Genomic DNA, 11,346 nt, shown 5'->3' with positions numbered 1-11,346 from the left:
CAGGGATTCGAACCTGGAGTGCAGCGTATGGGCCAGCCTGCCGCCTCCGTCCAGAAGCCCTGACCCTTCAAGACCGGCCAATCCCAGGGTGGCAAGAAGAGGCAGCAGGGCGATGCAAGCGGCCAGCGCGGGGCGAGAAAGCCCGCGCAGCGCCGGGCGGAACCGTTTGACGCCGAACAAGGCCAGGGAGAGGGCCAGAGTCGCGCTGGCCGTGACATTGCGCGTGGCAAGCAGCGCCGCAAAGGCCGCGAGAGACACGAAAACGAACCGCGCCTGCCCCCGGGCTTCTCCAGCCACGCGGCGCGCCCAGCAGATGTAGGCGCCGACTACGGCGAAGGCAACGTATTCGCTCAGCGTCAGTGGCGACCAGTCGACCTGGCGAAACCAGGGCTGCGACAGAGCAAGGGCGACCAGGCATGCCCCTGCGGCGTTCCAGGCAAGCAGCCGGGCGCGGCGCAGCCGGACGGCCACGGATGCAGCGCCCGCCAGCACGGCAAGGTCCAGCATCCAGATGGCCCCCAGCCCCGTCTGGGGCAATCCGAATAGGGTCAGGCGGGGATCGGCCGCAAAGCCCGACAGGCCGAGCGTCACGCCCGCCATGCAGAGCGGCCCCAGCACGGCCGGGGTGCATAGCGTGCGCCGCGCAACCCGCGAAGCGCCCAGAAACATCCCCGCCAAGCCGCACGCCGCGCATAAGGAGAGGGCGTGCAAGCCGGCAAGCATGGGTTCGCTCAGGTAGAGATCGCCCGAGCGCAACGGTGTAAGCCCGAGGAGAAAGAGCCAGCACGACGCCAAGAGGGCGACTATTGCCAGCCGTGCGCCGAACTTCGCGACGGGAAGGTCCATGCCGCCATGGCCGCGAACGTTCCTTGCGCGTTGTGACCGTGCGCTACGGCGTGTGGTCCGGTGGATGCCCATGGCCGCATCCTACCAAGGAAGCCTCTCGCTTCAAACCCCCCTGCATTGGGCCGCAGACCGTGCGGCAGGGGCCTTGGAGCTGCTCGACAGGTTGCCGCTTATGGCTGCGTAGTCGGTGCGAAGTGAAACGGCGCGGCAGGCTCATTCCGTAATCAATACCGAGGGGAATCGTTTCCCTGAGCATCGAGCCCCCACCGATTACTGCACCGTCGCCACGTCAGTGCCGGGCTGGCTTCGCTTGGCCACGCCCGCACGGAGGTGGTCCCTGGGTTTCCTGAAGGGGGGTACGGGGGAAGGTGATTTACAGGCAGAGGCCAGAGGAAAAGGCCGGAAGGCCATGCCTGTATATAGGGATTCCCGGCTCAATGTCTATTGAAATCATTGAATATTTAACGACAGGAAACGACTTCCGTTTCCGGCCCCGTACTCACACATAAACCTGAGTAGGACGCCGTACGCACACACCAGTTCACGCCAGGGGTGGATGTCAAAGGACCAAACGAGACAAAGACGGTCCGTTCGACCCGCCTTTTTCCAGGTATTTCGCTGTGTTTTGGGGGCTTGTGGACTGTTCAGGGCAAGGAGGGATTAAAGATGGCGGAGAGGGTGGGATTCGAACCCACGTGCAGGCTATTAACCCACAACCCGATTTCGAGTCGGGCCCGTTACGGCCACTTCGGTACCTCTCCGCAACTCGAAGGAAGCGCACATTAGGGTAAACACCGGATGTTGGCAAGGGTTTCGTGGCCTCGAACACCGCGCCCTAGCAGCGGCGCGGGACCGGCCCGTTCCTGAGCCGCGCCTGTCTACCCGGCCAGGTAGGGCACTGCGCGCTGGTCCAGCCCCAGGAGTGCGGCGCCTTCGCGGTCCACCTCCCAGGGGTCGTCCCCGGCCAGGAGCAGACCCGGCGCCGGGTCGCAGACGCTGCCCCCCAGGTGGTGCTCCCTGAGACCCACCGAGGCGTCCAGGAGCGACAGGCCGGGGCGCACCACCCGGCACAGCTCGGAGACGGCGCGCTGCAGGTCGTCGTGCAGGGCCGCCTTGCGCCAGAAGCCGTGGCGTTGGGCGTAGTGCAGGGGCGGCAGAACGCCCATCATGTTCTTGAGCGCCCCGGTGTAGCCCGCCAGGCTGTGCGCCTTGAGCACGGCCACGGAGACCACGAAGGACTCCAGCGCCAGCCTGGGCAGGTGAACGGTCCTCAGGCGCGTTAAGTCCGGCCGCTCGACGCGCTCGCAGGGTTCCTCGTTGAGGTCCACCAGCCGGGCGTCGAAATCCCGGGCCAGCCTGTCGTAGCCGAAGCGCCGGAAAAGCTCCGTCGTGGAGACGCGCGGGTCCCCGCAGCCCTCGGCCAGCACGAGCCTCGCGTCCGGCGCGTGACGGCGCGCGTAGGCCAGCACGGCCCGGCAGCAGTCCGGGTGGGTGGTCACCGGGAAGGGCTTGGCGTTCACCAGGTTGGGCTTGACCAGGATGAGCGGCTGACGGGCCAGCACGGGGCCCGCTCCGGCCAGATCCAGCAGGGCCGGGACGCTCCCCGCATACCCCGCGAAGGCGACGCTGACGCAGGGCTCCACGGCCGGGCTCAGGGCAAACGGACGGGGAGCCGGCCCGTGAGGGGGATGCTCCCGGCCAGGGCCTTGGAGAGGGCTTCCAGGGAGGCGGGCACGTCGCCGTAGGTGGCAACGCCGGCCGGGGCCTGGGGGAAGAGGGCCAGGTCGTAGGGGCCGCCCAGGGCCACGTGGATCAGGGACTGCGGCTTCATGGAGAGCAGGGTGTTCACCAGGTTGCGCTGGGCCGGGTTGCGGATGGCGTCGTAGGTGAACACGGCCACTTTGTCCGCCTTGAGGGCGGCTTCCACGGCGTTCTGGAGATCCTGGGCCGAGGGCTCGCGCGGGGTGCGCAGGAGCTGCGCGCCCTCGGGCAGGGACAGGCTGTTCACGGGATCGAAGACGGTGCGCTCGGGCCAGACCACCAGGATGCGCTCCCCCCGGCGGAAGGGCAGGAGCTTGGTGCGGTCGTGGCGCAGGGTGATGCTGTCCTGGGCGGCGGCCAGGGCGGCCTGGAGGTTGTCGGGGATGCCCACGCGGTAGGGGATGAGGGCGGCGCGGTCGGGCACGGCCTTGGCCTGGAGGATGCCGTAGGCCTTCTTGGCGGCCAGGATGCGCTCCACGGCCTGGTCGATGCGGGCCATGGGCAGCTCGCCCGAGCGCGCGGCCGCCAGGAGGGCTTCGTAGGCCTCGGCCTGTTGCGGGGGCTCGTGCCCGATGTCGGCTCCGAAAAGCAGCACGTCGGCCCCGGCCTTGGCCGCCAGCACCGCCGCGCGCACCGTGCCCACTCCCTTGGAGAGCGCGCCCATGCCCAGGGAATCGGTGACCACCAGCCCTTCGAAGCGCAGCTCCTTGCGCAGGGTTCCCTCCAGCACCCGGGACGAGAGCGTGGCGGGCAGTCCCGAGGGGTCCAGCGCGGGCACGGCCACGTGGGCGGTCATCACGGCGGGGGCCTTGGCCTGGATGGCGGCCCGGAAGGGAGGGAAGTCCACGCGTTCCAGGCGGTTGCGGTCGTGCTCGGAGACGGGCAGCCCCATGTGGGAATCCACGCCGGTGTCGCCGTGTCCGGGGAAGTGCTTGGGCGTGCAGAGCATGCGGGCGCGCACGAACTCCTCGGTCATGGCGGCGGTGAGGCGCGAGGCCACGTTGGGGTCGGAGCCGAAGGAGCGGATGTTGATGACGGGGTTGTCGGGGTTGGAGTTCACGTCGGCCACTGGCGAGAAGGTCATGTTCACGCCCAGCACGGCCAGTTCGGAGGCGCTGACGCGGGCCATGGCCCGGGCGTGCTCCCGGTTGCCCGTGGCGGCCACGGCCATCTGGCTGGGGAACACCGTGACGCCCTCGCGCAGGCGCATCACGGGGCCGCCTTCGTGGTCGACGCCCACGAAAAGCCCCACACCGGCCGACGTGGCGGCGGCCTCGGCCTGAAGCGCCGCCGTGAGGGCGGCCACCTGGCGGAGGTTCTCGACGTTGCCCCAGGAGGAGTAGAGGATCACGCCGCCGATGCGCCGTTTGGCGATCATTTCGCGGATCTCCGGCGACACAACCGGGCCTTTGAAGGCCACCAGGAGCATCTGGCCGACCTTTTCCTCCAGGGACAAGGTGGCCGGGGAGGGGTCGGGCTGGGCCAGGGCAAGGGAGGGCGCAAGCAGGAGCACGGCCGTGACGGAAAGCAGGGCGGCGAGGTGTCGGGGCTTCATGGGGATGGCGTACACCAAGCCGGGCAAAAGAGGAATGCCCGGCGTGGCGTCCGTGAGCGGCGGCGCGGACCTCAGCTTCCGGAGCCCGCCGCGTGGGCCTTTGGCGTCGGGCGGGAGGAAGCGTGGCCCTTCGCGCGCAGTGAGGAGGCTCGTCCCGTGCCGCGCGCGACAGCGGGGTTCCGCCACGTCACGAAAAAAGGCGCGCCTTGCGGCGCGCCTCCATTGCATCGTGCGTGCGTCGGAACTAGCCGATCTCGCTGAGGTCGTAGGTGGTGAGGAACGACTTCATGCGGGTGTGGGCGTCGTCCATGCGCTTGCGCAGGTCCAGCTTGTACTGATCGAGGTCGAGCTTGATGGTGGCCACGCCGGTGTCCATGGCGGCCTTGGCCACGGCGGGGGCTTCCCATTCGAGCAGGCGGAAGTCCAGGGCCTTGGGCATGATGTAGTCCAGGCCCAGCTTGAGCTCCTTCACGCCGTACATGTCGCAGATCTCGGAGGGCACCGGCTCCCTGGCCAGGTCCGCGATGGCCTTGGCGGCGGCCATCTTCATTTCTTCGTTGATCTTGCGCGATCCGGCGTCCAGCGCGCCGCGGAAGATGAAGGGGAAGCCGGAGACGTTGTTCACCTGGTTGGGGAAGTCCGAGCGGCCGGTGCCCATGATGGCGTCGGGGCGGGCGGCCTTGGCGTCGGGGTAGGGGATTTCGGGGTCGGGGTTGGCCATGGCGAAGATCACGGGGTCCTTGCCCATGCCCTTGACCATGTCCGGAGTGACCGCGCCCTTCACCGAGAGGCCCAGGAACACGTCGGCGCCCTTCATGGCGTCGCCCAGGCTGGCGTATTCGGTCTTCTGCACGTCGCCGAAGAAGGCCTTGGTGGCGTGCAGGCCGGTGCGGCTCTTGTTGATGTGGCCCCGGGTGTCGAACATGGCCACGTTGGCCGGGTCGACGCCCATGGCCACGTAGAGCTTGGTGCAGGCGATGGCGGCCGCGCCCGCGCCGGAGACAACCACGCGCAGGTCTTCGATCTTCTTGCCGGTGATCATGCAGGCGTTGAGCAGGCCGGCGGCGGAGACGATGGCGGTGCCGTGCTGGTCGTCGTGGAAGACGGGGATCTCAAGGGCCTCGATGAGCGTCTGCTCGATGTCGAAGCACTCGGGGGCCTTGATGTCTTCCAGGTTGATGCCGCCCACGGAGGGTTCGAGCATCTTGCAGAAGGCGACCACCTGTTCGACGGTGGGGGCGTTGATGTTCAAGTCGTAGACGTCGATGTCCGCGAAAATCTTGAACAGGAAGCCCTTGCCCTCCATGACGGGCTTGCCGGCCTTGGGGCCGATGTTGCCCAGGCCCAGCACGGCCGTGCCGTTGGAGACCACGGCGACGTTGTTGCCGCGGTTGGTGTAGTCGAAGATCTTGGAGGGGTCGGCGTGGATTTCGCGGCAGGCCTCGGCCACGCCCGGGGAATAGGCCATGGAGAGGTCTTTCTGGTTGCGGAACGGTTTGCAGGGAACCACTTCAAGCTTGCCCTTCCGCGCGGTGGAATGGTAGCGCAGGGCTTCCTCTTTGGTGAACAGGGCCATCCGGAACCTCCAGGATGCTTTCAAGCGTTGAAGCGGGCGAGTGCGAGTGCGAAAATTCCTAGTACACTCCGTCCTGATGCGCAACTGCTTTCGTGAAACAAGCCACAAGCGCGGATGGCCCCCATGAACACCCTGGTCGTGAACCTCACCCGCTTCGGTGATCTTCTCCAGACGCAGCCCGTGGTCTCGGGTCTCGCGGCGCGTGACGAGCGCGTGGGCCTGGTCTGCCTGGAGAACTTCGTCCAGGCCACGTCCCTGCTGAACGACCTCTCCTACGCCTCGGGCATCCCCGGGGCGCGCTTCCTGGCCGACCTCGACCGCTCCTGGCCCCACGCCCTGGCGGGATGCCTGGACTACGCCGGCAGGGTCCGCCGCGAATTCGCTCCCGACCGGGTGATCAACCTCACGTCCTCGCTCCCGGCCCGGCTGCTGGCGCGCGCCCTGTACGGAGGCCCTGTGCAGGGGTTCGGCCTGGACGACTTCGGCTTCGGGGCCTACTCCACGCCCTGGGCCGCCTTCCTGGAGGCCACCTCGCGGCACAGGGGGTCGAGCCCCTTCAATCTGGTGGACCTCTTCCGCAAGGCCGCCCATCTGGACGACGACAGGCCTTCCTTCCGCCTCAAGGTTCCGGAGCCTGCCGCCCTGGATGCCTTGCGCGCCCTGCTGACGGAACTGGGGGCGCCCCCCGGCGCGTCGCCGGTGGGGCTCCAGTTGGGGGCCAGCGCGGCCATGCGCCAGTGGCCGGTGGAATCCTTCGCGCGCCTGGCGCGTCATCTCCATGACCGCCACGGCCTCTTCCCCGTGCTCCTGGGCTCCGGCGGCGAGCAGGCCCTGGCGGAGGAGTTCGCCGCATCCGGCGTGCCCCACGCAAGCCTGGTGGGCCGCACGGGGCTGGCGGAACTGGCCGCCGCCGTGCGGCTCATGCGCCTCGTGGTCTCCAACGACACGGGCACCATGCACCTTGCGGCAGGCTTGGGCGTTCCGGTGCTGGCGGTGTTCCTGGCCACGGCCCAGCCCTGGGACACGGGGCCCTACCTGGCCGGAGCCTGCTGCGTGGAGCCGGACATGGAGTGCCATCCCTGCCCCTTCGGCCACCAGTGCCCCATCGGCTGGGCCTGCCGGGAGAAGGTGCGCCCCGAGGCGCTGGCGGCCTGCGTGGACGGCTGGATGGAGCGGGGCGTCTGGCCCGAGTTGCCGGGCCTCGGCGTGCGCCTCTGGGAGAGCGTGGCCCACCCCGACGGATTCATGGGCCTGCGTTCGCTCTCGGGCCACGGATCGGGCGTGCGCGCCGCTTGGATCGGCGTGCAGCGCCTGGCCTGGCGGCGGTTTCTTGACGGCCTGCCCCCCGCTTTCGAGGGTCACGAAGCCGACGCTCTGACGGAGGAGTTCCGCTCGGGCCTGCGGAACACGCTGGAGCAGGCCTGCGCGCTGCTGGAACTGCTGGCGCAGCAGGCCCGGGTGCTCCTGGCCGCGCCGCGCCCGGCCCTGCGCGCCAAGTTCATGACCACCTGGCAGCGCCTGCACGGGCTGTTTTCCGCCGATCCACGCCTTTGCGCCCTGGCGCACCTCTGGCTCCACCTCTCCCAGGATGAGGGCCAGGACATCGCCCGCTTCGCGGCCTTCGCCGATTCCGTGTCGCAACTGGTCCGCGCCCTGCGCGATCTGCTCGCTTCCCGGCCCTGAACGCCGTCTGGCACGCTCCTTGTATGGGATGTTGCGCCGGAAAAAGTTTCCGGAGTCGCCACACCCATCGGAGGAGGGAGCAAGACATGATCATGGTCGACGGCCGGGAAACCGGATTGGCTGTACAGAGTTTCGAGAACCTGGAACAGCTGCTCGTCAAGGTGATGGAGGACAAGCACCTGGAAGGCCGCATCGTCACCGACGTGCTGGTCAACAAGGAGCCGTTCTCCGAGATCTACCCGCACCAGGCCGAGGACGTGGACGCCTCGGGCATCGAGTCGGTGGAGATCGTCAGCGTGGCCACCAGCGAGATGGCCGTGAACATCACGCGCGAACTCTACAAGGTCGTCACGCTGATGGACAAGGGCGCGCGCCGCGTGGCCGATCTCTTCCGCAAGGCCGACGACGCCGAGGCCCTCGAAGTCTATCAGGATCTCATGGACGTGACCCGCGACTTCCTGGGCATGATCGGCGTGCTTCGCAGCGAGTTCAGCCTCAAGCAGACTCCGGGCTTCAATCAGGCCGCCAGCGAGATTTCCTCGCTGTTCTCCGAGATGCTCGAAGTGCTCGAAAACGAGGATTGGATCCTGCTGGCCGACCTGCTGGAATACGAATTCATCCCCGCCGTCGAGCGCTGGAAGAAGGTCATCGCCCAACTGCGCGAGGACATCAAGGAAATCGCCAGGGCGGCATAACAGAAGGCGGTGCGCCATGCGCGACGAACTCGACATCATGGAACAGGCGTTGGAGACAGGCCGCCTGGAACTCGGACACCTGGCCGGAGGCGAGGTGGAGGAGGCCGAACGCCTGGCGGGCGAACGCATGGCCCTCATGGAAGAGGCATGGCGCATGCGCGACCCCAGGAAGATCGGCGCGCTCAAGCAGAAGCTGCTCCAGCTCCAGAGCATCCAGGGGCAGATCACCGCCGAGGCCAAGCGCCTGCACGAGGCCATCCGGCGCGACCTGTTGCGCGCCAAGCAGGAAAATCAGCGTTTGACCGGGTACCGTTCGTCCATGCGCACGTCTGCGGCCGGGAGCCGCTTCGTGGACAAGGCGGGCTGAACCCGAAGGGGAGAGGGACGGCATCAGGCGCACCTCTGGTGCGCCGGAGGCTGCTGACGAAGCCGGCTTTGCGGCTTGATCAGCAGCCCTGCGCGGAGCGCAGCCTGGAGCAGGGCGGCTTTGCCGCCCGTAAGCGGCTCTGGCAAACCCCGTCTTCGGGGTTTGTTCTCACGCTGAGGCGCACCTCTGGTGCGCCGGAAAGCTTGCACGGGAGGGCCTTGGCCCTCCCGTGGCCGTTTTGCGCTGCTCCATGGTTTCTCCGCCGCATGCCTCCAAGATTCGTTCCCTGTTCTTTACGAGGTTCTGATGCCGTGCTAAAGATGTGGTAGGATCGGGTGTTCGCATCAAAACCATGGGGGACGCGTCATGACCGAGAGCCCCAACGTCGGCCTGCGGAAATTCCTCGCTCCGGAATTCGTGCTGGGCAAGGGCGCGTGGCTGCTTGCGCCGCGCTATGCGGAGAACTACGGCATCCGGCGTCCCATGCTGGTCACCGATGTCGGCCTGATCGCATCGGGCTGGGCGGGGCAGCTGGAACGCGCCCTCGCCGACGCGGGCATGGAGTGCGTGCTCTTCCAGGACGTGACGCCCAATCCCAAGGACCACGAGGTGATGGAAGGCGCGCGCGTCTACGCCGAGAAGGAGTGCGACGCCCTGGTGGCCCTGGGGGGCGGCTCCGTACTGGACTGCGCCAAGGGCATCGGCGTGGTGCGCGCCAACGGCGGCCACATCCTCGACTACGAAGGCGTGGACACCATCCCCCGCGCCCTGCCGCCGCTCCTGTGCATCCCCACCACTTCGGGGAGCTCCGCCGACGTTTCGCAGTTCGCCATCATCTCCGACACCACCCGAAAGGTGAAGATCGCCCTGGTGAGCAAGATGCTCGTGCCCGACGTCTCGCTCATCGACCCAACTCCGGCCACCACCATGAGCCCCTCGCTCACCGCCGAGACGGGCATCGACGCCCTGACGCACGCCGTGGAGGCCTACGTCAGCAACGCCAGCTCGCCGGTCACGGACCTCTTCGCCCTGGAGAGCGTGCGTCTGGCGCGCTCCTCCCTGGGGCTGGCCGTGCGCGAACCGCGCAACATGGAAGCCCGGGGCCAGATGTGCCTGGCCAGCCTCGACGCCGGGCTGGCCTTCTCCAACGCCATCCTGGGCGCGGTGCACAGCATGGCCCACAGCCTGGGCGGCAGCCTGGACCTGCCCCACGGCGAATGCAACGCCATCCTGCTGGGCCCCGTGATCGCCTTCAACTTCCCCAGCGCCCCCCAGCGCTACCGCGAGGTGGCCAGGGCCATGGGCTGCGTGGTGGACGGACAGCCGGACTCCCGCGTGCTGCCAGCGCTCCTGGACTCCGTACGCCTGCTGCGCGCCCAGACGGGGCTCACGCGGAACCTGGCCGACCTGGGCGTCACCCGCGCCGACATCCCACGGCTCGCGTCCATGGCCATGAAGGACCCCTGCCTGCTCACCAATCCGCGCGTGCCCATCCAGGCCGACATCGAGGCCATCTATGAAGCCGCCCTCTGAAGAAGACCCGCGGCAGGAAGGGCAGGGGGAGGAGGAGATCCTTCGCGACAAGCTCATCGGCCTGGGCGAGCGCTCCATGCGCAAGAGCTACTACCCCGAACTGCGCGAGCGCATGGACGAACTGGACCGCACAGGACGCTATCTGCGTTCGGTGATGGACGCCATGCCCTCCATCCTGGTGGGCGCGGACGCCAACCTGCTGGTCACCCTGGCCAACGCCCAGTGCGCCCTGCACACCGGAGTGGCCCCCGAACAGGCCCGGGGCATGGAGATCGAAGCGCTCATGCCCTGGTTTCCCGGCCTGCCGGGAGCCTTCCGCGAGGCCATGTCCCGGCGGGCTCCAGCCGTGCTGCGCAAGATGCCGGGCAAGGGAGGAACCGGGTCCAGCTGGTACGACGCCACCGTGTTTCCCCTGAACCAGGGGCGCGTGGAGGCCGTGGCGCGCATCGACGACGTGACCGCCCGGGTGCGCCTGGAAGAGGTGCTCGTACAGACCGAAAAGATGCTTTCCGTGGGCGCGCTGGCGGCGGGCATGGCGCACGAGATCAACAATCCCCTGGCGGGCATCCTCCAGGGCGTGCAGTCGGTGCGCCGCAGACTCGCCCCGGGGCTGGCCGCCAACTTCCAGGCCGCCTCCCGCGCCGGGCTGGACCAGCAGGCCCTGGCCGCCTACCTGGAGGACCGCAAGATTCCCGCCATGCTCGATTCCATCCAGGAGTCCGGCGTGCGCGCCGCGCGCATCGTGAACAACATCCTGGAGTTCAGCCGCCGCTCGGACATGAGCAAGGCGCGCGCCCACCTGAGCGATCTGGTGGACAAGGCCCTCGAGCTGGCCCGCAGCGAATTCGACCTGAAGAAGAAATACGACTTCCGGCACATCCGCATCGAGCGCGAAGACGCCCCCCACATGTCCGAGGTCTGGTGCGTGCCCACCCAGGTGGAGCAGGTGGTGCTCAACCTGGTGAAGAACGCTGCCCAGGCCCTTTCCGCCAGCCGCACGCCCGAGCCCCGCATCGCCATCCGCACCGGGCAGGCCGACGGCTGGGCCTTCGTGCGCGTGGAGGACAACGGCCCGGGCATGGACGAGGCCCAGAAGGAGCGCGTCTTCGAGCCCTTTTTCACCACCAAGCCTCCCGGCGAGGGCACGGGCCTGGGGCTCTCCATCGTCTACTACATCGTGGTGGAACAGCACGGCGGAAGGGTGGGCGTGGAGTCCTCCCCGGGGCGCGGCGCGGCCATCACCGTCTCCTTTCCCCAGTCCCCGCAGTAGCCGTCAAGCGTTCCCGGCGACGGGGGCTTTTCTTTTTTCGCGATCTCATTTACACAACCC

Annotated in this window: 9 protein-coding genes and 1 tRNA gene; 5 read left to right on the top strand and 5 right to left on the bottom strand. The window is 68.1% G+C overall.

The annotated features are described in order from the left end of the window. From ACV4UX_RS06650 to ACV4UX_RS06630, 5 genes are all read right to left on the bottom strand, one after another. A partial coding sequence (locus ACV4UX_RS06650) for a hypothetical protein (protein ID WP_491592531.1) occupies positions 1 to 846 on the bottom strand: 846 nt, incomplete at its 3' end. Positions 847 to 1,513: 667 nt separating this feature from the next. Beyond that, a tRNA-Ser gene (locus tag ACV4UX_RS06645) sits at positions 1,514 to 1,607 on the bottom strand. 117 nt (positions 1,608 to 1,724) lie between these two features. After that, complete coding sequence (locus tag ACV4UX_RS06640; protein WP_491592530.1) at positions 1,725 to 2,489, bottom strand: DUF362 domain-containing protein; 765 nt, start codon at positions 2,487 to 2,489, stop codon at positions 1,725 to 1,727. Positions 2,490 to 2,497: 8 nt separating this feature from the next. Continuing rightward, entirely contained in the window at positions 2,498 to 4,162 is a 1,665-nt protein-coding gene (locus tag ACV4UX_RS06635) for a glycoside hydrolase family 3 protein (RefSeq protein ID WP_491592529.1), read from the bottom strand. Positions 4,163 to 4,406: 244 nt separating this feature from the next. Next, positions 4,407 to 5,738: a malic enzyme-like NAD(P)-binding protein gene (locus ACV4UX_RS06630; protein ID WP_491592528.1), complete on the bottom strand. Its 1,332-nt coding sequence runs from the start codon at positions 5,736 to 5,738 to the stop codon at positions 4,407 to 4,409. Between the two features lie 123 nt (positions 5,739 to 5,861). On the opposite strand from ACV4UX_RS06630, the gene ACV4UX_RS06625 reads away from it, so the two are divergent. The 5 genes from ACV4UX_RS06625 to ACV4UX_RS06605 all read left to right on the top strand — a co-directional run bounded on the left by ACV4UX_RS06625 (position 5,862) and on the right by ACV4UX_RS06605 (position 11,286). After that, positions 5,862 to 7,421 carry a glycosyltransferase family 9 protein gene (locus ACV4UX_RS06625; RefSeq protein WP_491592527.1) on the top strand — a complete coding sequence of 520 codons (1,560 nt, stop codon included), beginning with the start codon at positions 5,862 to 5,864 and terminating at the stop codon, positions 7,419 to 7,421. An 86-nt stretch (positions 7,422 to 7,507) separates the two neighbouring features. Next, positions 7,508 to 8,116 carry a DUF8043 domain-containing protein gene (locus ACV4UX_RS06620; protein ID WP_491592526.1) on the top strand — a complete coding sequence of 203 codons (609 nt, stop codon included), beginning with the start codon at positions 7,508 to 7,510 and terminating at the stop codon, positions 8,114 to 8,116. Positions 8,117 to 8,132: 16 nt separating this feature from the next. Further along, positions 8,133 to 8,483, top strand: coding sequence for a hypothetical protein (locus ACV4UX_RS06615; protein ID WP_491592525.1), 351 nt, complete (start codon positions 8,133 to 8,135; stop codon positions 8,481 to 8,483). Between the two features lie 366 nt (positions 8,484 to 8,849). Continuing rightward, positions 8,850 to 10,016 (top strand): alcohol dehydrogenase-like regulatory protein ErcA, encoded by a 1,167-nt coding sequence (ercA, locus tag ACV4UX_RS06610; RefSeq protein ID WP_491592524.1) that lies wholly within the window; start codon positions 8,850 to 8,852, stop codon positions 10,014 to 10,016. Beyond that, positions 10,000 to 11,286 carry a two-component system sensor histidine kinase NtrB gene (locus tag ACV4UX_RS06605; protein ID WP_491592523.1) on the top strand — a complete coding sequence of 429 codons (1,287 nt, stop codon included), beginning with the start codon at positions 10,000 to 10,002 and terminating at the stop codon, positions 11,284 to 11,286. The genes ercA and ACV4UX_RS06605 overlap by 17 nt, the downstream gene beginning before the upstream one ends. Positions 11,287 to 11,346 lie beyond the last annotated feature (60 nt).

Source organism: Fundidesulfovibrio sp. (assembly GCF_058402725.1).
This window is presented reverse-complemented; position numbering and strand designations above follow the sequence as displayed.

What these genes read in the sequence shown, in the direction of transcription:
- ACV4UX_RS06635 (WP_491592529.1), bottom strand. Translation starts at nt 4,162, where the DNA reads ATGAAGCCCCGACACCTCGCCGCCCTGCTTTCCGTCACGGCCGTGCTC.
- ACV4UX_RS06630 (WP_491592528.1), bottom strand. Translation starts at nt 5,738, where the DNA reads ATGGCCCTGTTCACCAAAGAGGAAGCCCTGCGCTACCATTCCACCGCG.
- ACV4UX_RS06625 (WP_491592527.1), top strand. Translation starts at nt 5,862, where the DNA reads ATGAACACCCTGGTCGTGAACCTCACCCGCTTCGGTGATCTTCTCCAG.
- ACV4UX_RS06620 (WP_491592526.1), top strand. Translation starts at nt 7,508, where the DNA reads ATGATCATGGTCGACGGCCGGGAAACCGGATTGGCTGTACAGAGTTTC.
- ACV4UX_RS06615 (WP_491592525.1), top strand. Translation starts at nt 8,133, where the DNA reads ATGCGCGACGAACTCGACATCATGGAACAGGCGTTGGAGACAGGCCGC.
- ercA (WP_491592524.1), top strand. Translation starts at nt 8,850, where the DNA reads ATGACCGAGAGCCCCAACGTCGGCCTGCGGAAATTCCTCGCTCCGGAA.
- ACV4UX_RS06605 (WP_491592523.1), top strand. Translation starts at nt 10,000, where the DNA reads ATGAAGCCGCCCTCTGAAGAAGACCCGCGGCAGGAAGGGCAGGGGGAG.